17 protein-coding genes are annotated in these 22,094 nt (G+C 65.3%); 10 read left to right on the plus strand and 7 right to left on the minus strand.

Features of this window, described 5'->3' with window-relative positions:
- Positions 1-3 precede the first annotated feature (3 nt).
- A complete protein-coding gene (locus AXW67_RS38005; RefSeq protein WP_027554972.1) occupies positions 4-228 on the minus strand; it encodes a DUF2783 domain-containing protein in 225 nt (74 codons plus the stop codon).
- A gap of 8 nt (positions 229-236) precedes the next feature.
- Positions 237-1,850, minus strand: coding sequence for an FAD-dependent oxidoreductase (locus AXW67_RS38010; RefSeq protein WP_063682028.1), 1,614 nt, complete (start codon positions 1,848-1,850; stop codon positions 237-239).
- Positions 1,851-1,958: 108 nt separating this feature from the next.
- Here AXW67_RS38010 and AXW67_RS38015 point away from each other — a divergent pair, with 108 nt between their 5' ends.
- Positions 1,959-2,492 (plus strand): MarR family winged helix-turn-helix transcriptional regulator, encoded by a 534-nt coding sequence (locus tag AXW67_RS38015; protein WP_027554970.1) that lies wholly within the window; start codon positions 1,959-1,961, stop codon positions 2,490-2,492.
- A gap of 126 nt (positions 2,493-2,618) precedes the next feature.
- On the opposite strand, the gene AXW67_RS38020 is transcribed toward AXW67_RS38015, so the two are convergent.
- Positions 2,619-3,425, minus strand: a complete 807-nt coding sequence (locus AXW67_RS38020; protein ID WP_063682029.1) for an N-acyl homoserine lactonase family protein — start codon at positions 3,423-3,425, stop codon at positions 2,619-2,621.
- A gap of 372 nt (positions 3,426-3,797) precedes the next feature.
- Here AXW67_RS38020 and AXW67_RS38025 point away from each other — a divergent pair, with 372 nt between their 5' ends.
- From AXW67_RS38025 to AXW67_RS38040, 4 genes are all read left to right on the plus strand, one after another.
- The gene (locus AXW67_RS38025; RefSeq protein ID WP_063682030.1) at positions 3,798-5,339 is read left to right on the plus strand and encodes a caspase family protein; all 1,542 of its coding nucleotides are present in this window, start codon (positions 3,798-3,800) and stop codon (positions 5,337-5,339) included.
- 143 nt (positions 5,340-5,482) lie between these two features.
- Positions 5,483-6,157, plus strand: coding sequence for an OmpA family protein (locus AXW67_RS38030; protein ID WP_063682031.1), 675 nt, complete (start codon positions 5,483-5,485; stop codon positions 6,155-6,157).
- A 157-nt stretch (positions 6,158-6,314) separates the two neighbouring features.
- Positions 6,315-7,244 (plus strand): efflux RND transporter periplasmic adaptor subunit, encoded by a 930-nt coding sequence (locus AXW67_RS38035; RefSeq protein WP_027554966.1) that lies wholly within the window; start codon positions 6,315-6,317, stop codon positions 7,242-7,244.
- On the plus strand, positions 7,244-10,393 hold the full coding sequence (locus AXW67_RS38040) for an efflux RND transporter permease subunit (RefSeq protein WP_063682032.1): 3,150 nt from the start codon (positions 7,244-7,246) through the stop codon (positions 10,391-10,393). Before AXW67_RS38035 ends, AXW67_RS38040 begins: the two co-directional genes overlap by 1 nt.
- A gap of 24 nt (positions 10,394-10,417) precedes the next feature.
- On the opposite strand, the gene AXW67_RS38045 is transcribed toward AXW67_RS38040, so the two are convergent.
- Positions 10,418-11,092 (minus strand): Crp/Fnr family transcriptional regulator, encoded by a 675-nt coding sequence (locus tag AXW67_RS38045; RefSeq protein ID WP_027554964.1) that lies wholly within the window; start codon positions 11,090-11,092, stop codon positions 10,418-10,420.
- A 232-nt stretch (positions 11,093-11,324) separates the two neighbouring features.
- On the opposite strand from AXW67_RS38045, the gene AXW67_RS38050 reads away from it, so the two are divergent.
- From AXW67_RS38050 to AXW67_RS38060, 3 genes are all read left to right on the plus strand, one after another.
- A complete protein-coding gene (locus AXW67_RS38050) occupies positions 11,325-13,361 on the plus strand; it encodes an AsmA family protein (RefSeq protein WP_063682033.1) in 2,037 nt (678 codons plus the stop codon).
- 221 nt (positions 13,362-13,582) lie between these two features.
- Positions 13,583-16,030, plus strand: coding sequence for an adenylate/guanylate cyclase domain-containing protein (locus AXW67_RS38055; protein ID WP_063682034.1), 2,448 nt, complete (start codon positions 13,583-13,585; stop codon positions 16,028-16,030).
- A gap of 333 nt (positions 16,031-16,363) precedes the next feature.
- Entirely contained in the window at positions 16,364-17,191 is an 828-nt protein-coding gene (locus tag AXW67_RS38060) for a hypothetical protein (RefSeq protein ID WP_245315857.1), read from the plus strand.
- Between the two features lie 26 nt (positions 17,192-17,217).
- Here the strand turns inward: AXW67_RS38060 and AXW67_RS38065 are convergent, their stop codons facing one another.
- Positions 17,218-18,489, minus strand: a complete 1,272-nt coding sequence (locus tag AXW67_RS38065; RefSeq protein WP_063682035.1) for a Spy/CpxP family protein refolding chaperone — start codon at positions 18,487-18,489, stop codon at positions 17,218-17,220.
- 227 nt (positions 18,490-18,716) lie between these two features.
- A complete protein-coding gene (locus AXW67_RS38070; RefSeq protein ID WP_063682036.1) occupies positions 18,717-19,718 on the minus strand; it encodes a LysM peptidoglycan-binding domain-containing protein in 1,002 nt (333 codons plus the stop codon).
- A gap of 195 nt (positions 19,719-19,913) precedes the next feature.
- On the opposite strand from AXW67_RS38070, the gene AXW67_RS38075 reads away from it, so the two are divergent.
- Complete coding sequence (locus tag AXW67_RS38075) at positions 19,914-20,618, plus strand: hypothetical protein (RefSeq protein WP_063682040.1); 705 nt, start codon at positions 19,914-19,916, stop codon at positions 20,616-20,618.
- Between the two features lie 14 nt (positions 20,619-20,632).
- Here AXW67_RS38075 and AXW67_RS38080 read toward each other — a convergent pair whose 3' ends face one another.
- The gene (locus tag AXW67_RS38080) at positions 20,633-21,763 is read right to left on the minus strand and encodes an IS630 family transposase (RefSeq protein ID WP_063675747.1); all 1,131 of its coding nucleotides are present in this window, start codon (positions 21,761-21,763) and stop codon (positions 20,633-20,635) included.
- A gap of 38 nt (positions 21,764-21,801) precedes the next feature.
- Between AXW67_RS38080 and AXW67_RS38085 the strand changes: the two genes are divergently transcribed.
- Complete coding sequence (locus AXW67_RS38085) at positions 21,802-22,083, plus strand: LexA family protein (RefSeq protein ID WP_063675745.1); 282 nt, start codon at positions 21,802-21,804, stop codon at positions 22,081-22,083.
- Positions 22,084-22,094: the final 11 nt, after the last annotated feature.

Genomic DNA, 22,094 nt, shown 5'->3' on the forward strand with positions numbered 1-22,094 from the left:
GGGTTATTGTTGTTGCTGTTGTTGCTGCTGGCCGTCGATCATGCGTCGCTTCGCGAGCACGATCGCCTCGCGCAGCACGTCGATGTCGCCGATATGGTTGGCGAGGATCAGGACCAGCGCGGCGTCGAGATCCGCGCTCTCTGCGTCGGACAACCCGCGATGCGCCTCGACGATAGCGCGGAAGGCGTCGTCGGGCCGCGCGAAATTCGAGCTGGTGGAAAGCGCCATGCGAAACCTCAGTTCAAACCTTCGGCACGCGACAATGCGGCTGCGATCGACCCGCGCGTCGGATGCCGAAAGCGCGCCGCGACATAGCCGTCGGGCCGGAGCAGATAGGCCGAGCCTGGCTCGGCGTCGTAGCGCTTCGCGGCAAGGCCGGCAGAATCGGCCAATCCACCCGCACCACCGATCCGGATATCCTTGACGCCGTCGGGCGCCTCGACTGCTGCACCATTGCTGAACGACAGCAGGGCGAAGTCCGTTCCTCCGTTGCGGAACATGTCCGTCAGATAGCTCTGTTCGCCTGCGCGTGCCTCGATCGGCGCATCCAGCATGGAACAGCCGGGCCGCGGGCCACCTCGCCACGCCTCCGCATCTGGCGAGGACAGCGGCGAGTCATAGCTGCAGGGCACCGACAGCCGGCCACCATTGACCATGCGCTTGCCGAACTCGGTCACCTTGGCGAGCGACAGCACCGCCTTGCGCAGCCGCGCCTCCTGGTCCGTGTTCGGCGCCATGAAATCGGTCGAGCGCGTGGATTCGCGGATGTTCTCGTCGGCGGCAAGGCTGCGTTCGAGATGGTAGCTCTCGAGCAGGCTCGCGGGTGAAGAGCCGCGCAGCACGCGATCGAGCTTCCAGGAAAGGTTCTCGGCATCCTCGAGCCCTGAATTGGCGCCACGCGCGCCAAAGGGCGAGACCTGATGCGCGGAATCGCCGGCAAAGATCACGCGGCCGTGGAGGAAACGATCCATGCGCCGGCATTGGAATTTGTAAAGCGAGATCCATTCGAACTCGAACTTGTCGTGGCCGAGCATGCGCGCGATCCGCGGCCGCACATTCTCCGGCTTCTTCTCGAAGACGGGATCGGCATCGCGGCTGAGCTGCAGATCGATGCGCCAGACGTCGTCGGGCTGCCGGTGCAGCAGCGCCGAGCGTCCGCCATGGAACGGCGGATCGAACCAGAACCAGCGCTCGGTCGGGAATTCCGCGGTCATCTTGACGTCGGCGATCAGGAACTGGTCTTCGAACACCTGGCCGGCAAATTCGGCACCGACCATCTGCCGCAGCGATGAGCGCGCCCCGTCGCAGGCGATGACGTATTGCGTACTTAGCCGATAGGCCCCCTCCGGCGTCTCGATGGTCAGCACGACGGAGTCGTTGCGCTGCTCCAGCGCCGTTACCTTGTTGCGCCAGCGCAGATCGATCCCCGGTAGATCCGTAATGCGATCGACCAGATAGGCCTCGGCGTAATATTGCTGGAGGTTGATGAAGGCCGGCCGCTTGTGGCCGTCCTCGGGCAGCAGGTTGAACTGGTAGAGCTGGGACTCACCGTGGAAGATGCGGCCGACGCTCCAGACCACGCCCTTGTCGACCATGCGGTCGCCGACGCCGAGCCGGTCCCAATATTCCAGCGAACGCTTGGAGAAGCAGATCGCGCGCGAGCCCTCGCCGATGCGGTCGGCATCATCCAAGAGGACAACGCGCTGGCCGCGCTGGGCAAGGTCGATCGCCAGCGACAGGCCGACCGGGCCGGCGCCAACCACGACCACCGCATGCTCTGCCGGGTTAGGGCCGGGGCGGTCCTGATCGGGGTGGCGGCGGTAGCCGAACTGGGTCTTTGCCTGCGCCATGCGCTAACCTCGGCTCTGGTCAGGAGGGGACTGATCTGCTAGATAGTCTCACGTGCAACTATTTTGGACCGGAGCCGGCCGGCCGTCAACTGGAATTCGGAGCGCATTTTGGCGAGGACGACAGATACCGCGCTGAAGACTCGTGACGCGGACGACACATTGGCGAAGGCGCGGCTCGACCTGTTCAAGTTCGTGCCGTTCCGCCTCAACCGGTTGGCTGCCGAAGTCAGCGCCGCGCTCGCGGTCGAGTATCAGGAGCGCCACGGCCTCGACATTCCGGCCTGGCGGGTGCTGGCGACGCTCGGCTTTCGCAACGATGCCTGCAGCGCGCAGTACATCTCGCAATGTACCCGCACGCACAAATCGACCATCAGCCGCGCGGTGACCACGTTGCTGCATGACGAGCTGATCGAGCGGGTCGAGAACGCGGCCGATCGCCGCGAATTCCGCCTGCAACTGACGAAGAAGGGCCGCGCGCTCTACGAGGAGCTGTTCCCGCAACTGCTGCGGCGGGAAGACGAGATCCTCTCTTGTCTTTCGGCGCAGGAACGCAAGCAATTGTCCGCGCTGCTCGGCAAGGTCGAGCAGAGTCTCGATCTGATCCAGACCAGCGAGGAGGCGGACGCCAAGGAAGCGTATTAGCGGACCCTCATGGTGAGGAGGCGCGAAGCGCCGTCTCGAACCATGAAGGCCCCGCTGCTTCATCTTGGCTTCATCCTTCGAGACGGCCGCTACGCGGCCTCCTCAGGATGAGGGTCCGGCATCATGCTATTTCGCAAACGACTTCGACGGCGGCAGATGCAACGCCCACGCGTCGATCTTGTCGCTGGCGCGCGGATAGATTTCCGTCACGAGCGGATCGTGTCCGGGGATGAAGCGATCGGGATGACCGGCGAGACGCTCGATCGTCTCCCAGCCTGTCGCCATGTCGCCGACATTGTAGACGATCGGGAACGGGCTGCGCCGCTGCAAATTGGCGTAATAATGCGCCGCATCGGACGCCAGCACCACCGGCCCGCGCGCAGTCTCGACCTTGACGACCTGCAAGCCATCGGAATGACCGCCGACGCGGTGCACGGTGACGCCGGGCGCGACCCCGCCCTCGCCGGAGTAGAAGGTGACGCGCTCGCCATAGACATGGCGTACCATCAGCGTGACGTGCTCGACCGAGAACGGATGTCGCAGCAGGCCGTTGCACATGCAGCGCCCGGTCGCGTAAGCCATCTCGCGCTCCTGGAGATGGAAGCGTGCATTGGGGAAGCGGTCGAGATTGCCGGCGTGGTCGTAATGCAGATGCGTCACGATGATGTCGCGGATGCTTGACGCGGAAACGCCAAAGCGCTCCAGCGCATCGACCGGATTGAGCGTCAGCTTGCGGGCCCGCAAGCTCGCTTCCTCGGCATTGAAGCCGGTGTCGACCAGGATCTCGCGGCCGCCGCCGCGGATCAGCCAGACGAAATAGTCGAGGTCCTGTGCCGCGCTGTCATGCGGGTCCGGCAACAGGAAGTTCATGTGAGGGGTGCGCGGCGACATCGTCGCATAGCGCAGCGCGTAGATTTCGTAGGCGTTTCCCATGGTTTTGCTTTTTTCTGAGGTTGGTCTTTCGGGACGATCCCGCACACCAAGCCATCGTCCGTCGCAAACGTCAAACGGCGCGCTCCCCGCGTATTAGTGTGAGACCAATCACATTTTCGTCGCGGTGGCCGGCCTAACATGGATCGGCCCAAGAGGCCTGAACCTCGAATCGAACCCCCATCGAGAGAAGCCGTGACTGCCGACTTATTCCCCCTGCATCTGCTAGCGGCGTCGCGGTCAATTGTCGCGATAACGCCGAATCTCCAAGCGGTTGACGCCCCCTCCCCCCGGTTTGATAATGCAGATAGCGTAAGTTAAGGTCGCCGCGGCGCAAGCTGGGAACGGCGCCTTTTTGGCTGGACCGCGCTGATTATGAAAATTCGCTTCCTTTTTCTTCTGCTCTTGCTTGTCTCGCTCCTTCCAACCGCGCCATCGCTCGCGGCCGGCGACCGTTTCGCGCTGGTCATCGGCAACGCCAAATATCCGGACGCGGACAGCCCGCTGAAGGAACCGATCAACGACGCGCGCGACGTCGCCGACGAGCTCAAGCGGGACGGCTTTTCCGTCGAGATCGGCGAGAACCTGACCGGCGACGCCATGCGCCGCGCCTTCGACAAGCTCTACGGCAAGATCAAGCCGGGCTCGGTGGCGCTGGTGTTCTATAGCGGTTTTGGCATCCAGTCGGCTCGTCAGAGCTACATGATCCCGATCGATGCGCAGATCTGGACCGAGTCCGATGTGCGCCGTGACGGCTTCAGCATCGAAACCATCCTCGGCGAGCTCAACACCCGCGGCGCCGGCGTCAAGATCGCGCTGATCGATGCGTCCAGGCGCAACCCGTTCGAGCGCCGGTTCCGCAGCTTCTCCGCAGGCCTTACGCCCGTCATCGCGCCGAACGGCACGCTGGTGATGTACTCGGCGGCGCTGGCCTCGGTGGTCTCTGACGCCGGTGGCGACCACAGCCTGTTCGTCCAGGAGTTGCTGAAGGAAATCCGCGTCCCCGACCTGATGGCCGAGGAGACGCTGAACCGCACCAAGATGGGCGTCACCCGCGCCTCGCGCGGCGAGCAGGTGCCGTGGATATCGTCCTCGCTGGCCGAGGATTTTTCGTTCATTCCGGGCGCCGGCGGATCGCGTCCGACGGCGACGACACCGCCCCCTGCGCCTCCCGCTCCGCCGCCTGCCGTGGTTGCCAACAACCCGCCGCCTGCACCGCCCGCCGCACCGTCACCGCCTCCGGCACCGAAGCCGACTGAGGCAACCGCCGCGCCTGCCCCGGCACCGGCCCCATCGCCGAAGCCGCAGGTGGAAGCTGCCTTGCCTCCGCCGCCACCGCCGGTGAAGCCGGCTGATCCCGTCACCCCGCCGAGCGCCGACGCCGGCCCGAGCCAAAGCGGCCCAAGCCCGGCCGTGCTGGCTGACGATCCCACCATCAAGAGCCTGACGGCGAAGATCGCCGCCAATCCGGACGATGTGAACGCGCTGTACCGGCGCGGCCAGGTCTATGCCAGCAAGGGGGCCTACGACCTCGCCATCAAGGATTTCGACGGCACACTGCGGATCAATGCGAAGGACGTCGAGGCGCTGAACAACCGCTGCTGGACCCGCACCGTGATCGGCGATCTCCAGGGCGCGCTGAGGGATTGCAACGAGGCACTGCGGCTGCGGCCGAATTTCGTCGATGCGCTCGACAGCCGGGGCCTCGTCAACCTGAAATCGGGTGCAGTGAAGAACGCCATCGCCGATTTCGACGCGGCGCTGAAGATCAACCCGCGCCTGACCTCCTCGCTCTACGGCCGGGGCCTCGCCAAGCAGCGTAACGGCTCGGCCCAGGAGGGAGCCCTCGACATTGCGAATGCCAAGGCGATGGACCCGAACATCGTTCAGGAGTTCGCAAGTTACGGAGTGCGTTGATATTTTTTTGAGTTGAGGCAGGGCGTGCCTCGAACCCTATCGCCCTGCCGGCGACTAATTTGACAATGCCGCATGCGGCCTTCCGGGGGCTTATTGCAGAAATTTTGGAACCGCGCGCGCCGGCTGCGCAGGAGGGACTGGCAATGAGATTGGCTGCAAAGGGACTGACCGCGATCCTGTCCATCATTACCGTCAGTGCCGCCCTGTCGCTGGCGCCCTCGCCCGTGCGCGCGGGCGATGACGGCAACGGCAAGAACGTCAGCGAGGATGAGATCGTTCGCGCGCTGGCGCCGGCGGCGAAGAAGCCTCTCACCCGCGGCCTTTCGATCGGCCCGCAGACCGCCGATCCGGCACCGAGCGCGGCAGAGACCAAGCTGCTCCAGTCCGTCCGCGGCCGCTCCACACGTTCGCTCTCGGTCACCGAGCGCGAGGAGATCGCGTCAGTGGCCAAGGACAAGCCGAACATCGATCTCGAGATCACCTTCGACTACAACTCGGCCAATATCAGCGCCAAGTCGCTTCCCTCGGTCCAGGCGCTCGGCCGCGCACTGACCAGCCCGGACCTGAAGGGCTCGACCTTCGTCGTCGCCGGTCACACCGATGCCGCCGGCGGCGAGGCCTACAACCAGGACCTGTCGGAGCGCCGCGCGGATTCGATCAAGCGCTATCTCGTCGACAAGTACAGCATCGCCGCGACCGATCTCGTCACCGTCGGCTACGGCAAGAGCAAGCTGAAGGACCCGAGCCAGCCGATGGCGGAGGTGAACCGCCGCGTGCAGGTCGTCAACATGGAAAACAAGACCACCGCATCGAAGTGACCACGACGTAATTCTCGCAGTGATCATTTGTGATGTGGTGTAAAGTCTCGGCGCCCAAGCGCGTCCCGCAGCCTTGCGGGGCGCCGCTTCGTTTCAGGGAAACAATCTCAGCAGGCCTCGTACGGACGGCCGTGAGACAGGCCAGGATGATCCGGCGATGAAGGTCACCGAATATCTCAAGCCTGCCGGAACCGTGCTGTTCATCGTTGCGCTCGGCGTCGGCTATTATTTGTTCGAGCATCGGCGTCGTCCGGAAGCCAAGGAAACGCCGACCGAGGCGCTCGTCGTCGTGACGAAGTCGACCAACGCCTGCTTCTCTGATCTGGTACGGGTGACCGGCTTCTTCGTGCCGCGGCGCGAGGCCGTGGTCGTGGCCGACCAGGAGGGATCCCGGGTCACCGACGTCTTCGTCACGGAAGGCGCCACCGTCACCGAGAACCAGGAGCTGGCCCGCCTGACGCCGCCACCACAGATTCCGGGCCAGCCGGCACGGCCCGGCGCGCAAGGTCCAATCTCGCTGAAGGCGCCTGCCGCCGGCCTCGTCACCGAAGTCCGCACCGTCGTCGGTGCACCGGCTTCCCCTCAGGCAGGCCCAATGTTCCGTATCGCCGTCAACGGCGAGATCGAGCTCGACGCGCAGGTTCCGGCGGTGCACATGCCCAAGCTCAACCCGGGCGCCACCGTGCGGATCAGCCGCGACGACGCGCCCGACCTGATCGGGCGGGTTCGGCTGGTCTCGCCCGAGATCGACCGCGCCACCCAGCTCGGCCGTGTCCGCATCAGCGTCACCAACAATCCGTCGTTGAAGGTCGGCATGTTCGCCCGCGCCTCGATCGACGCCAAGCGAAGCTGCGGCGTTGCGGTTCCCAAGACCGCCATTGACCATCTCACCATCCAGGTGGTCAAAGGCAATACGGTCGAGACGCGCAGGGTGCGGGTCGGACTGACGTCCGACACCTCAACGGAAATCCTGGAAGGCCTCGACGTGGGCGAAATCGTCGTGGCCGACGCTGGCTCTTCGCTGCATGACGGAGACCAGATCAAGACTGTCTTCGCCGATGAAATCGATCGATCGCGAGTACGCTGATGGCTCTCAATATCTCGGCATGGTCGATTCGCAATCCGCTGCCATCGGTCGTCTTTTCGATCATCCTCCTGATCCTCGGCTGGGTCTCTTTCACCAAGCTCGCGGTGACGCGACTGCCTTCGGCCGACATTCCCGTGATCTCGGTGGCTGTGTCGCAATTCGGTGCGGCGCCCGCCGAGCTCGAATCCCAGGTCACCAAGACGGTTGAAGACGCGGTCTCCGGCGTCGAAGGCGTGCGGCACATCACCTCGTCGATCACCGACGGCCTGTCGGTGACCACGATCCAGTTCGCGCTCGAGACCAACACCGATCGCGCGCTCAACGACGTCAAGGACGCCGTCACGCGCGTGCGTTCCAACCTGCCGCAGAACGTCACCGAGCCCTTGATCCAGCGCGTCGATGTGATCGGCCTGCCGATCGTCACCTACGCCGCGATCTCGCCCGGCAAGACGCCGGAACAACTGTCCTATTTCGTCGACGACGTGGTCAAGCGCGCGCTGCAGGGCGTGCGCGGCGTCGCCCAGGTCGAGCGCATCGGCGGTGTCGAGCGCGAGATCCTGGTCTCGCTCGATCCCGACCGCCTGCAGGCGATGGGGCTGACCGCCGTCAATGTCAGCCAGAGCCTGCGCGGCACCAATGTCGACGTCGCCGGCGGCCGCGCCGAGATCGGCAAGAACGACCAGGCGATCCGGACGCTTGCCGGCGCCAAGACCTTGAGCGACCTCGCCGGCACCATGATCCCGCTGTTCGGCGGCGGCGAGGTCCGGCTCGACGATCTCGGCACCGTCACCGACACCATTGCCGATCGCCGTACCTTCGCCCGCTTCAACGGCGAGCCGGTCGTGGCACTCGGCATCAAGCGCTCCAAGGGCGCCAGCGACGTCGTGGTCGCCGCCGCCGTGCAGAAGCGCATCGATGCGCTCAAGGCAGCCTATCCGGATGTCGACCTCAAGCTGATCGACACCTCGGTCGAATTCACCAAGGGCAATTACGAGGCGGCGATCTCGACCCTGTTCGAAGGCGCCATCCTCGCCGTCATCATCGTGCTGCTGTTCCTGCGCGACCTGCGCGCCACCATCATCGCCGCGATCTCGCTGCCGCTGTCGATCTTCCCCGCGTTCTGGGCGATGGACCTCCTCGGCTTCTCGCTCAACCTCGTCAGCTTCCTCGCCATCACGCTGTCGACGGGTATTCTGGTCGACGACGCCATCGTCGAGATCGAGAACATCGTGCGGCACATGAACATGGGCAAGTCGCCCTATCGTGCCGCGCTCGAAGCCGCCGATGAAATCGGCCTCGCCGTCATCGCGATCTCGCTCACCATCATCGCGATCTTCGCGCCGGCGAGCTTCATGTCGGGCATCGCCGGACAGTTCTTCAAGCAGTTCGGCATCACCGTCTCCGTGCAGGTGTTCTTCTCGCTGCTCGCGGCGCGCTTCGTGACGCCGATGCTGGCGGCTTACTTCCTCAAGCACCACAATCACGAAGAGCCGCCGCCGGGGCGCGTGCTGCGCACCTACCACAAGATCGTGGCCTGGTCGGTGAAGCATCATTATATCACCGTGCTGATCGGCCTTGCGATCTTCGCCGCCTCGATCTGGAGTATCACGTTGCTGCCGCAGGGCTTCCTGCCCGCGCAGGACAGCGCGCGCTCGCTGCTCGCGATCGAGCTGCCGCCCGGCACCCAGCTCGCCTACACCGAGAAAGTCACCGAGGACATCGTCGCGCGCCTGCGCCAGCGCCCCGAAGTGAAAAGCATCTTCGTCGACGGCGGCCGTGTTCCGCCGGGAACGCAGGAGGTGCGTCGCGCGGCTCTGATCATCAATTACACGCCCAAGACCTCACGCGACATCACCCAGCGCGAGCTCGAATTCTCGATCAGCCAGGAACTGGAGAACATCCCCGACATCCGGTTCTGGTTCCTGGACGAGAACGGGCTGCGCGCGATCTCGCTGGTCGTGACCGGCGTCGACGCCAACATCGTCAACAACGTCGCGAGCGAGCTCGCGACGCAGATGAAGCGAATTCCAACCATCTCCAACGTGATCTCGGAGACCGCGCTGGAACGGCCCGAGCTGCGCATCGAGCCGCGCGCCGACCTCGCCGCGCGCCTCGGCGTCTCGACCGAAAGCCTGTCGCAGACCATCCGCGTCGCGACCATCGGCGATGTCGGTCCCGCGCTCGCCAAGTTCGACGTCGGCGACCGCCTGGTGCCGATCCGCGTGCAGCTCGAGGACGCCGCGCGTGCCAATCTCAAGACCCTCGAGCAGCTGCGCGTTCCGCTCGGTGAGCACGGGGAGAAGGGGGGCGTGCCGCTCTCGGTCATCGCCGACGTCAAGCTCGACCAGGGTCCGACCAGCATCAACCGCTACGACCGCGAGCGGCAGGCAACCGTCGCCGCCGACCTCGTCGGCTCCGCGGCGCTCGGCGACGCCACCAAGAAGATCTACGACCTGCCGGTGATGAAGAGTTTGCCGAAGGGCGTGAGGGTCTCGCCCTCCGGCGACGCCGAAAGCCTCAACGAACTGTCGGACGGCTTCGCCACCGCGATCACGGCGGGGCTGATGATGGTCTATGCGGTGCTGGTGCTGCTGTTCGGCACCTTCCTGCAGCCGATCACCATCCTGTTCTCGCTGCCGCTCTCGATCGGCGGCGCCATCGCCGCGCTGCTCGTCACCGGCAAGCAGCTCACCACACCGGTTTGGATCGGCATCCTGATGCTGATGGGTATCGTGACCAAGAATGCGATCATGCTGGTGGAGTTCGCGATCGAGGCGATCCGTGCCGGCAAGACGCGCGAAGACGCCATGATCGACGCGGGCATGAAGCGCGCCCGCCCGATCGTGATGACCACGATCGCGATGGTCGCCGGCATGATGCCGAGCGCGCTCGCGGTCGGCGCCGGCGGTGAGTTCCGCTCACCAATGGCGCTCGCGGTGATCGGCGGCCTTCTGTTCTCGACCGTCCTGTCGCTGGTGTTCGTGCCCGCGATGTTCATGGTGATGGATGACCTCGGCGCGCTGTTCTGGCGCTTCGGCAAACGGCTGATTGTGCACAGCGAGGATGCCGAAACCGCCGACCACCATGGAGCCGCGCCCGCCGAAGCGACACCGGCACCAAGGAAGATGGTTCATCCTGCGGCGGAGTGAACTGCAGCTCTACCGCTGCATCCCCTACTCGTTCCGCGCGATCGACGTCAGCCTTGTCATGTTCTTCAGGAGGATGCGGCCACGCTGGAGATCCAGGATCGCGTCCTTGCGCCAGGCCTGAAGCTGGCGATTGACGCTTTCGCGGGCGGCGCCGACGAAGACGCCGAGCTGTTCCTGCGAGATGTGCACCTCGGAGCCGAAGTCGGCAGCGAGCGCGCAAAGCCGCCGCGCGAGCCGCACCGGCAGCGGCTGCAGCATGGATTCCTCCATGCGCTCGCTCTGCCAGCGTATCCGCTGGCAGAGCAGCGCGATGATCTTGATCGCGACCTTCGGCTCGCGCTCGAGGAAGGCGAGAAAATCCTCGCGGCGCAGCACGAACAACTCGCTGGCTTCGCCGGCGGTCGCGTCCGCCGTGCGGCTCTGGCCGTCCAGCACCGCGACCTCGCCAAACAGATCGCCCGGGCCCATGAAATTGAGCGTCAGCCGGCTGCCGTCGGAGGCGCCGGTCTCGATGCGGATCTGGCCGCGACGAACGCCGAACAGTGCATCCCCGGCATCGCCCTTCTGGAACAGCACCTCGCCGTTCGCCAGATGCTGGGTGTGGCAGAGGTTGGACAGCCGCTGCAATTCGTCCGCGCCGAGATCCGCGAACATCGGGTTCATCTTCAGAATGACCGCAAATTCGGCCTGCTTGCTCATCTCAAATCCCTTATCAATTCCCCTGGTAAATCCGTCGGCAAATCCCTTGGAACCATCAAAATCAGAATCGCGTAAAGTCGTGCCAGAGAAGTGTGTCATAAGTCACATAACTTTGCAGCACCCCCAGACTATTTTTGACCGCTTGGAGCAACTTCCCGTCCCGGGATAAACTCGCGCAAGGGACGGGTGACGGCCGGGATCGACGCCGCTTGTCCGTCGTTGGAAAGTCGACATGAGAGCAGTGAAATTCGCCGGCGCGGCAGTCGCCGCCGTCATCATCGTGATCGCGCTTCTCCTCGTGGTCGGGATTCCTTCGGGTTTCCTGACCTCGACGATCGCGTCGCGCGTCGAAAATGCGACCGGCTATCGCCTGTCGATCGACGGCACCACCAAGGTCAGCCTGTGGCCGACACTGAACGTGACGCTGAACGACCTCACGCTGCAGGACCCGAAGGACCGCAGCGGCATCACGCGCCTGACGGTCGACAGCGTGCAGGCCGACATGACGCTGTCCAGCGTGTGGTCGGGCCGCCCCAAGATCAGCGAGCTCATCATCACCCATCCCGTGCTCTACCAGCCGCTGCTGCGTGAGCGCCTGCCGAATGCCAATCCGTCGCCGACGCCGGCCGTGCCGCTCGGCATCGATGGCGCGAGCATCGACCGCATCAAGGTCACCGATGGCGAGGTTGCGTTCTCGCGCGTGCGCGACCGCGTCGAGGGACGCATCAGTGCCATCGATGCTGACGCCGTCACGAGCCGCGACCGCAAGGTCGATTTCACCGGCACCGCACGCGCCGGCGAGAACCCGATCAAGTTCGACATCAAGGCAACGGCGCCGGCTGCGCCGATCGAGCGGCAGACGGTCCCGGTGGATTTCGCCATCGACATGCCCAGCGTGCTGACGTCGCAGCTCAAGGGCCGCGCTGAAATGCGGCTCAATGGCCCGATCGTGATGATCAACAGCCTGAGCGGCACGCTCGGCGATGGCACCTTCAACGGCTGGGCTTCGGTCGACATCGCCAGCAAGCCCCTGGTCAAGGTCGATCTCGACTTCCAGCGGCTTGCGATCCCGCTGTCCAAGTCGCCCGAGAGCGCAGCCACGCAACCCTGGAGCAATGCGCCGATCGACGTTTCCGGGCTCAATTATATCGACGCGCAGATCAGGGTCTCGGCGAACGAAGCGGCCATCGGCGAAGCGCGTCTCGCGCCGCTCGCGCTCGATGCGAAGCTCGCCGGCGGCGTGCTGAAGGCCAGCACCGCCAATCTCGGCGCCTATGACGGCCAGGTTTCGGGCGAGGTGATTCTGGATGCGACCAGCGGCGCGCCGAGCTTTGCCATGCATTCCGACCTCGTCGGCGTGCGCGCCCTGCCGTTGTTGAAGGGGCTTGCCGATTTCGACCGGATCGACGGCAAGCTGCAGGCCAAGCTCGCCCTGCGCAGCGCCGGCACCAGCCAGCGCGCGCTGATGGCGAACATGCAGGGCACGGCGTTCGCCAATTTCCAGGACGGCGCCATCCGCGGCATCAATGTCGCGCAGATGATCCGCTCGCTGACGACGGGCACGCTCTCGGGCTGGCAGGACAGCCAGGAACAGAGCACGGACCTGTCGCAACTCTCTGCCTCCTTCCGCATCGACAAGGGTCAGGCGGTGACGACGGATCTCAACCTGATCGGACCGCTGGTGCGCGTGACCGGCGCCGGCACCATCGCACTCGATACCAAGATGATGGGCTTTCGCGTCGAGCCTAAGCTGGTGATGACGACCGAAGGCCAGGGCCGCACCTCCGAGCCGGTCGGTTTCGGCATCCCCGTGATGATTCAGGGCCCGTGGTCGCAGCCGCGGATCTATCCGGATATGGCCGGCATGCTCGACAATCCGGACGCCGCCTACGCCAAGCTGCGCGAAATGGGCAAGGGCCTGTTCGGCCCTGATGGCGCCGGGCTCGGCAACATCCTGGGCAGCTTCGGCCTCGGCGGCAGCGCGCCAAGCGGCGGTAACGCAGGCAGCAATCCCAATCCGCAAACGCAGCAGCCGGGGCAGAACAATCTGCTTGGCGGGCCGCTCGGTGAAGCCATCGGCAATCTGATCCAGCAGGGCCTCTCCAGCGGCACTGGGACCGGTACCGCCCGCAGCCGCAGCCTGCCGGCAAGTCCGGCCACGCCGGAGCCGCAGGCCTCGCCCGCGCCGCCCGCCCAGGAGAACCCGCCGGCCGCGCAGCAGGACAGCCAGCCGATGAACGACGTGCTGCGGCAGCTCTTTAGCCGGTGATTGACGGACCGGCGCGAGGGCCTTTGGCCGTCCTTCCAAGGCTCCCTCCGAACGGAGGAGAGCGTACTGCGGCAATTCACCGCTCCTCGGACCGGCATGGCGTCCACAGCGGGTAACCACGCCGAGCGCGCCACCGGCCCCCCGCCCCAAACTATGGTAGAAGGCCGCAGGGCCTGTACGGCCCATAGCGCCGGCGTCGGTCGCGGCGCGTGAGGATCCGGATGGCAGGAGCGAAAGACAAGATCGGGTTTTTGCGCGAGGGCCTGTTCGCCAAATACGTCGTCTCCCTCGTCGGCCTCGTCGTGTTCGTGCTCGCCGTCAACGGCGCGATGGAGACCTGGATCTCCTATCGCGCCACAAAGACGTCGTTGACCGGTGGGCTGGAGGACAAGGCGCAGGCTGCCTCCCGGCGGGTCGAACAATCGATCTCCGAGCTCGAGCGCCAGATCAGCTGGGTGACCCGCGCGAGCCAGGATACCATCGACAAGCGTCGCGCCGACTACGCCCAGCTCCTGCACCAGGTCGCGGTCGTCAGCCAGCTGTTCCAGCTCAACGGCGAAGGCCGCGAGGTGCTGCGCGTCTCGCGCCAGTCGACCACGACCGGCAGCAACGCCGACCTCTCCCGCGACGTGCGCTTCACCGACGCGGTTGCCCGTGGCGTCAGCTATGCTCCAGCCTATTTCGTCGGCCGGACGCCGTTCATGTCGATCTCGGTGGCGCATTCCGGTTTCAACGCCGGCGTCACCGTCGCCGAAATCGATCTCAGCTTTCTTTCCGATTTCCTCACCGACGCGCAGGTCGGCAAGGCAGCCTTCGCCTATGTGGTCGATCCACGCGGCCACGTGCTGGCGACGTCGTCGAGGGGACCCGAGGTCGGCAAGGATCTGTCGAAGCTGCCACAGGTCGCGGCTGCGATCGCACCCGGCCGCGAGCCCGACACGTCCGGCACCGATTTCAACGGCCATGCGGTGCTGACCGCCGCAAGCGCCATGCCGAAGCTCGGCTGGAGCGTGCTGTTCGAGCAGCCGACCGCGCAGGCGCTGACGCCGATCCGCGACCAGCTCGTGCGCGTCGCGCTGCTGATCGGCATGGGCCTGATGGTCGCGATCCTCGCCGGCACCCTGCTCGCCCGCCGCATGATCATCCCGATCACCGCGCTGCGCGACGGCGCGCACAAGCTCGGCGAAGGCGATTTCAGCCATCGCATCGACGTGCACACCTCCGACGAGCTCGAGGATCTCGCCGGCCAGTTCAACCGCATGGCCGGCCAGCTCCAGGAGACCTATTCGGGCCTGGAAACCAAGGTCGAGGAGCGCACGCGCGACCTCGCGCAGTCGATCAACGAGCTCAAGGTGCTGGAGGAAGTCGGCCGCGCCGTCGCCTCCTCGCTCGATCTCAACGCGGTGCTGCCGACGATCGCCGCCCGTGCGCTCGAGATCACCCGGGCAGATGCCGTCTTGATCTACGGCTATGACGCGGCCAAGCGGCAATTCAACCTGGTCGAGGCCGACGGCATCGACAAATCCGTCGAGGGCGCGCATGTCACCATCGACGAGGGCGCGAACATCCTAAGCGATGCTGCTGAAAGCGGTGAGCCGATCGCGCTGGCCGATCTCGACCATGCGAGCGAACAGCCCCTGCGCGACGTTGCGGTCAATGCCGGCTTCCACTCCGTGCTGGTGGTGCCGCTGGTCGACCAGCAGGGCACGCTCGGCTCGCTGGTGGTGCTGCGCCGCGCGGCCGGCGAATTCCCGGGCAACCTCACCGGCTTGATGCGGACCTTCGCGCACCAGGCCGTGCTGGCGATGCGCAATGCGCGGCTGTTCACCGAGGTCGACCACAAGGGCCGCGAGCTCGCCGCTGCGCACGAAACCGTGCAGCAGCAGGCGGCAAAGCTCCAAGAGCAGACCGAGCAGCTCCGCAACTGGAATCGCTCGCTCGAGGAACGCGTCGAGAAGCAACTCGGCGAGATCGGCCGCATCAAGCGGCTCGAACGCTTCCTCGCGCCGCAGGTCGCCCAGCTCATCGCCTCCACCGACGGTCACGACGCCCTGCTTGACAGTCATCGTCGCGAGGTGACCGTGGTGTTCTGCGATCTGCGCGGCTTCACCTCCTTCACGGAAGCGACCGAGCCGGAAGAGGCGATGAACGTGCTGCGCGAATATCACGCCGCGCTCGGCGAGCTGATCTTCCGCTACGAGGGCACGCTCGACCGCTTCGCCGGCGACGGCGTGATGATCCTGTTCAACGCGCCGATCCAGTTCGCCGACCACACCAAGCGCGCGGTGAAGATGGCGGTCGAGATGCGCGATGCGATCGGCCACCTGACCGAGAAATGGAAGAATCGCGGCCACTCCCTCGGCTTTGGCCTGGGCATCGCGATGGGCTACGCCACGCTCGGCCAGATCGGCTTCGAGCAGCGCTCGGAATATGCCGCGATCGGCAGCGTCACCAATCTCGCCTCGCGCCTCTGCGACGAGGCCAAGGCCGGCCAGATCGTGGTCAGCCGCCGCGTCTTTGGCATGGTCGAACCCTGGGTCGAAGCGCGTGCGCTCGACGATCTCCAGCTCAAGGGTTTCAACCATCCCGTGCTCGCGATGGAGATCCTGTCCTGGCGCGAGGAAGTCGAAAACGTGGTGGATGCCTCCGCGGCGCGGCGGAGGATGTAGTCCACCTCCTTCCACGCACTCGGTGCGTTCCCTCCCCCCTTGCGGGGGAGGGCTAGGGAGAGGGGTGCCACACGGTATGCTCTCTCGATTCCGGCATTCGCGACACATTCTCAACTGATAGACCTTTGCCTGGGCTACCCCCCTCCCCTGCCCTCCCCCGCAAGGGGGGAGGAAGCGTATCGGCGCACGCCGCATCGTCGTCGCGACTCGCGCAATCGCACACGAACCACATCCTCCTTCGGCGCGACTAACCATCGCCTCAGCGACGAGGCCAAAGTTCGGATGGAAATGATCGTGGTATTTGCCTTGCCTTCGCGCGCGTATGATTTGCAGATGCTGGACCGTCCCGCCGACCGGGCGCTTGATCATGGCTGGGTCTATGGCTTGCCGCCGGGCATCTCGACCGAGCAGTGGCCGCTGGATCCCGTCACCGGCTATCCGCTGATGCACGGCTTCACCTTGAAGCTACCCGACGACTATCGCGTGCATGGCGAGGACATCGTCGCAGTGTCGTTCTTCGCCACCGCGCCCGATCACAATGACGGCGGCGCGCCCGACGACCCTGAAATCCGCGAGGCGGTGCTGGCGGGACCTGCGCATCCGCGCCTCTCACGCATGACCGACATCCTCGATTACGAATATGCAGCGCTGCTGCTCACTGCGCGCGAATATGACGGCGCATTCGCGACGCCGCCAGGGCCGCTTGCGCTGGCAACTGCGGAACGACCGCGCTGGCTCGACGTCGGCGGCGCCAGCGCCTTCCATGAAGCCGCCGCGCCTTACGCGAAGAAGATGTTCTCCGGTTCACCACGCGCCGACCTCGCCGAAAACCGCGCGATTGCATTGACGCCGCGCGCGACCGATCCCAATGCCGGCAAGTGTCCGCAGGACGAGTACACAAGCCGCATCGCGCCGACCGGCTATCAACCGTTTTACTATTACGTCGGTGGCGTGCAGAGCCGCGACAATTTCCGCCTCCAGGATTGGAGCAAGGACCACGCCCAAAACCATCTCGGCGGCACCATGCGGCCCTGCCAGTCCGAGCCCGAAATGAGCCCGTTCTACATCGAGTTCGAGGAATATTTCGGCGGCTACAATTTTGGCGGCGGCAACGCGCAGCTCGACTTCAAGGAGATGAAGTTCGACTGGGCCTGCGGCTAGACCGGCGCTGCAGGGCGACCCGATCCTCACGCTCCGCGCTTCGGTCCCATCGCCTCGAACTGCCCCTTCTGCTCGTCGCTGAGGTCCGCCTCGAAATCATCGAGCGCGTCGCTTACGCCCTTGACCGCCTGCAGCATGGTCTCGAGCCGCGTCTTGACCGCGGCGAGACGGGCTTGAGGCGTGGGCGCGGCCTTTTGCGGACACGAGCTCAGCGTCTCCAGGGTCCGCAGCGTAGTGTCCTGGAGCACGTCGAGCCGGGCACGGCCGGTGTCGTCCAGGCGCAAGGTGGAGGCGATGTCGTCGGCGGGCCATTGCTGCTTCACGAGCTGTTCGTACTGGCGCTGCGCCTGCACGTCATATTGCGGCTCATAGCCCGCCTGGCAGGCCGCCGCCTGCGTGTCCTTGGCTTGACCAGCAGCTTGGACAGCGACACGGCTGTCCTTGCCGAGCGCGTTGAATTTGGCCCTCTGATCGTCGTTGAGCAGATCGTAGAATTTTGCCAGCGCCGGCGCGGCCGCGTCCGTCGCCTTGATCATGGCTTCGAGGCGCGTCTGCATCAGGCCGAGACGATCGGCCGCATTAACAGGTGCCTGCGCCGGGCAGGCGGCGCGAATGGTATCGCGCGCCGAAGTCCAGGCTGTCGCGAGTTCGTCGAGCGCTGCGCGCTGCACTTCGTTCGGCTGCACGGTGGCGACGATGCGATCGAGCGGAAGACCGCCGGTGTCGCTGGCATCGCAGATATTCTGCGCCGTCGGGACTCTTCGCGCGCGACGGCCCTGTGGCTCGGTGTAGGCGACGAGCTCGGCAGATGCATAGGGCACGAAGATCGCGGCATAGATATCGCCATAGCCGTAGAGCGAGAGGCTGGTCTGGTCGCCGAAGATGATTGCGGTGGTGAGATCGTCATGCGCGAACGGCCAGAACACCGGACCGGCCCAGCCGTAGCTGCCGTCGGGATGTCGCCACCAGCCCTGTGGACGACGACCGCCATGCCAGCCCGACAGCGCCGCCTGCGCGGTGAGTGCCGCACGCAAGGCATAGGGATTGGCGGGCTGGCCGCGTTCAGCGCCGCGCGGGTCTTGCGACCTCAACGCGGCGGTGCGGTAACGGCCGCTCCGCACCGCCATGCGGGCGTGGCGCAGGCGCGCTATGCCGAGCACATGGCCAACGGCAAAGCGGGCGACACCGAGCGGACCGCCACGCAGACCAAACTGTGCCTCCGCCGTATTCGGCAGCAGCACTGCCAGACCCACAAGGATCGCGCCGGCAAGTGCCCGTCCCACGCGTGATCTCGACATGACCACTGACCTGACCACTGACTTGGTCACTTGGCCCTCCTCCAGCGCCAAGCACGCATCGCGTCGCATCGTAATGACGCGCGGGGGAACCAAAGGTTCCGGCTGCATGAGAGTTAAAGCGTCGCAACCACCGCGTCGAAGCGCTGGCGCACGTTGTCAAACCAAGGCGGTGACATCGTGGCGCGCGGAGCAACTCCGGCATTTCGGGGCAGCGAAACGCCCTGTCGTCACTGCGCCTTTTGCGGCAGCACGAAAGTCTGGCCGGGATAGATCAAATTCGGGTTGTGGATCTTGCCGCGGTTGGCGTTGAAGATCAGCGCGTAGCGGGAGCCGTCGCCGTAAGCGAGCCGGCTGATGGCCCACAGGCTGTCGCCGCGGGAGATCACCCGGCTTGTGCCGGGCTCGGAAGGTGCGCCGCTCACGATGTCTGCGGCGGTCGCCCTTGCCATGATCCTTGGCTTTGCCGCACCCATCATCCTCTGGTGGACTGCGGGCCGGTCCGTCGCCGCGGCAAGGCGCGGCGCGGCAGACGGCAGAGCCGCAACGATATCCTGCTCCGGCCTCTCGGCCGACTTGGTCTCTGGCTTGCCGACAGGCAACGCATCGGGGCGCGCGGAAGCAAGACGTGCGGGCGGCGGGGCGGCTTCGGCGATCGTGACCGGCACGCGGCGGCCAGATTCCGTGACGGTGCCGTCAGGCGCTTTGGCGCGCAGGGTCAGCTCATAGGAGCCGGCAGGCAGCGGCGGCGGGGTCATGACGAACTGACCCGAGGCATCGGCAACCACGGTGTCGAGTGGCTTGCCGTCGCGCAGCAGCTCGACCTTCGCGCCGGGCGCGGCCTGGCCGGCGATCACTGCAGCCTCGCCGTGATCGTCGATGCGCGCGACATCGAAGCGGGGGCCGGTGTCGGCCGCCGCCGGCGGCGCCGTGACCGGCGCGAGATCGGCGAGCGCGGCCGTCGCTTGCGTCTGGGTGTCGGCCAGGGCGGCCGCCGGCTTGGACGCGGCAGGGGCCTGCGTCGAGGGCGCGGCTTCCGCGAGCATCCGCTCGGGCTTTGCCTCGGGCTCGACTTTGGCCTCGGACGTGGCTTCCGGCTTGGCGGCGCTGGCGACCTCCGCGGTCGATCCGCCCGGCAGCATGCGGCGCACCTCGGCCGGACCGATCACGAGCACGGTTCCGACCATCGCCAGGATACAGAACGCAATCAGTGCTTTGGACGCTGTAATCATCGACACAACCCAGCCTCGGTCGCAAATCAGTCACGGACTTAAACCTACGCCAACCTGCGCCGTTTTGCGCGCGCCAGCAAGTCGCCCGAAGGGATGATTTTCGGGTCGACACGGCCCGGGTCCGGGGTGAACCGGAAGCGTGCCGGCGATGTCAAATCAGTGAAGTCGCACCCGCATTTCTTAAAGGATTTTTCCGTGAACACATTTCGCCTCGCCTACCGGCCAGCGATCGCCCTTGCCTTTGCCATCAGCCTCGCCGCCTCGCCGGCGCTGTCCGCATCCGGCCCGCCGCCGGGCTTCGTCCTCACCGACAACGCCGACCTCGCCTTCACCTCCCCCGACGGCGCCACCAAGCTCGAGCAGTACATGAAGGACGGCGATCTTTTCGACGTCAAATGGCAGGTCTGGGCCCGGCACGGCGAGCAGATGACGGAGCTGAAGCCGGAGCAGGGCTTTGGCGCCGGCTTCCGCTTCACCAACGATTCGCAGTGGCTGGTGCGGATGCAGAAGACCGGCTCGGGCGAGCAGGACCTCTTTCTCTACCATGTCGAGAACGGAGTCTTCGTGAACGCGACGAAGAAGTCGCTCAGCGATCTCGCCTGGAGCTATTTCTACAGCCGGCCGGAGACGAAGAAGTTCACCAAGCTCGACTTCCACATTACGGCCAATCTCATGAAAGGTACGGAAGAGGCCTATCGCTGGCTCGGCGTGGACTGGCCCGACAACCGTTACCTCGTGATCTCGCTGGCGGGCGAATACGACAACCATCCCAAACGCGTTGCCAGGAAGGGGCTGGGCGGCTGGCAGTGCCGCTATGATCTCAAGACCGGCAAGTTCGACGTGCCGACGATGTTCGCCAAGGAGAATGCGGAAGCGCTGAAATGGGAGGTCCGCCGGTGAGGTCTAGTGGTTCATCACAGTGGTTTTGACTCTTTGGCGGCAACTGGATAGGCGCGACCGAGTTTGGCGCGGGCTTTGTCGGTTGTGAACATCCATTTGATGCGGTCTCGCGCCTTGTTTCGCTGCCGTTGCCATGCTGCGATTTCTTTTCGAAGCCTTTTGGGATCGTCGATGCGACGGCCGAGACACTGGCGCTGCAGCACGCTGATCTCGCACTCGACCATATTGAGCCAGCTGGCGTGTTTCGGGGTGTAGTGGAACTCGAGGCGGCGCAGGATGCGACGGGCCTCGGCAGGCGCAAATGCCTGATATAGCGCGCCGGCCGTATGAATCGACAGATTGTCCTGCACCACACGGATGCAGGCGGCATTGGGATAGTGGACGTCGACGAGTTCGCGCATGCAGTGCGCGTAGTCGACCGCGGCGCGGTGGTCTGTAACCTTGACATTGCGCCAGCCGCGATGCGGATCGAAGGTGACGAAGAGATTGACGGTACCGTTGCGGCGATATTCGTAATCGTAGCGCTCGCGCTGTCCCGGTTGGGCAGGGATCGGCTGGCGTACCTCGCCGATCAGCTGGACTGGGGTCTCGTCGAAGCAAACCAGGGGCCGCTCGGGATCCGGCGCCTCGGCGTAGAGATCGAGCACATCCTCCATCCGGGCGACGTATTCGCCGTCGACATGAGGAATGCACCACATATCCCGGCGCCACGGCTTGAGGTCGTTGTCGGCCAGCCGGCGGCGCACGGTCTCGCCCGACAGGCTGGCGTGATCGGTGAGCTTGACCATCGCGTCGGCCAGCAATGTCAGCGTCCAGCGTTTGCGGCCGGCGGGCGGCTTGGCGCATGCCGTCGCCACCAGCAGGGCCTCTTCCTTGCCTGTCAGCTTGCGTTCCGCGCCCGGACGCGGCTCCTCACTCAAGGCCCGCTCCAGATTGCCTTCTACGAAACGGCGTTTGGTCCGGCCGACGGTGGAAAGGCTGACCCGGACGGTTCGGGCAATCTCCGCGTCGCAGCTGCCTGAATCGGCCGCCAGCACAATCTGAGCCCGTTTGAGTTTGCGGGCGGAATGCGTGCCGCCGCCGAGCATTGCCGTCAGTTCGTCCCGCTCGGCTTGGCTCAATTCGACCCGATAACGTACATTCATGCTTCGCCTCCTTGTCGGAGGCCGGGACGAATCCAGCTATGAGTCAAAAATCAGGCGCGCACTTCACCGAGAAGCAGGGACACTATCTCGCTTTCATCCATACCTACTCGTACATGTTCGGACAGCCGCCCGCCGAGGCCGACATCCAGCGGCATTTCCGCGTCAGCCCGCCGTCAGTCCACCAGATGATCCTCACCCTCGAACGCAACGGGTTCATTCGTCGCCAGCCCGGCGTCGCTCGAAGCATCGAGATCCTCTTGCCACCCGAAAAGTTGCCTATCCTCGGATGGCTCGGTATCAAAACGTCAAAATCACTGTGATGAACCACTAG

Source organism: Bradyrhizobium neotropicale (genome assembly GCF_001641695.1).
GTDB lineage: Bacteria > Pseudomonadota > Alphaproteobacteria > Rhizobiales > Xanthobacteraceae > Bradyrhizobium > Bradyrhizobium neotropicale.

Excerpts from the sequence above, each read along its gene's own strand:
- AXW67_RS38005 (WP_027554972.1), bottom strand. The coding sequence starts at position 228 with ATGGCGCTTTCCACCAGCTCGAATTTCGCGCGGCCCGACGACGCCTTC.
- AXW67_RS38010 (WP_063682028.1), bottom strand. The coding sequence starts at position 1,850 with ATGGCGCAGGCAAAGACCCAGTTCGGCTACCGCCGCCACCCCGATCAG.
- AXW67_RS38020 (WP_063682029.1), bottom strand. The coding sequence starts at position 3,425 with ATGGGAAACGCCTACGAAATCTACGCGCTGCGCTATGCGACGATGTCG.
- AXW67_RS38025 (WP_063682030.1), top strand. The coding sequence starts at position 3,798 with ATGAAAATTCGCTTCCTTTTTCTTCTGCTCTTGCTTGTCTCGCTCCTT.
- AXW67_RS38030 (WP_063682031.1), top strand. The coding sequence starts at position 5,483 with ATGAGATTGGCTGCAAAGGGACTGACCGCGATCCTGTCCATCATTACC.
- AXW67_RS38035 (WP_027554966.1), top strand. The coding sequence starts at position 6,315 with ATGAAGGTCACCGAATATCTCAAGCCTGCCGGAACCGTGCTGTTCATC.
- AXW67_RS38040 (WP_063682032.1), top strand. The coding sequence starts at position 7,244 with ATGGCTCTCAATATCTCGGCATGGTCGATTCGCAATCCGCTGCCATCG.
- AXW67_RS38045 (WP_027554964.1), bottom strand. The coding sequence starts at position 11,092 with ATGAGCAAGCAGGCCGAATTTGCGGTCATTCTGAAGATGAACCCGATG.
- AXW67_RS38050 (WP_063682033.1), top strand. The coding sequence starts at position 11,325 with ATGAGAGCAGTGAAATTCGCCGGCGCGGCAGTCGCCGCCGTCATCATC.
- AXW67_RS38055 (WP_063682034.1), top strand. The coding sequence starts at position 13,583 with ATGGCAGGAGCGAAAGACAAGATCGGGTTTTTGCGCGAGGGCCTGTTC.
- AXW67_RS38060 (WP_245315857.1), top strand. The coding sequence starts at position 16,364 with ATGCTGGACCGTCCCGCCGACCGGGCGCTTGATCATGGCTGGGTCTAT.
- AXW67_RS38065 (WP_063682035.1), bottom strand. The coding sequence starts at position 18,489 with ATGTCGAGATCACGCGTGGGACGGGCACTTGCCGGCGCGATCCTTGTG.
- AXW67_RS38070 (WP_063682036.1), bottom strand. The coding sequence starts at position 19,718 with ATGATTACAGCGTCCAAAGCACTGATTGCGTTCTGTATCCTGGCGATG.
- AXW67_RS38080 (WP_063675747.1), bottom strand. The coding sequence starts at position 21,763 with ATGAATGTACGTTATCGGGTCGAATTGAGCCAAGCCGAGCGGGACGAA.
- AXW67_RS38085 (WP_063675745.1), top strand. The coding sequence starts at position 21,802 with ATGAGTCAAAAATCAGGCGCGCACTTCACCGAGAAGCAGGGACACTAT.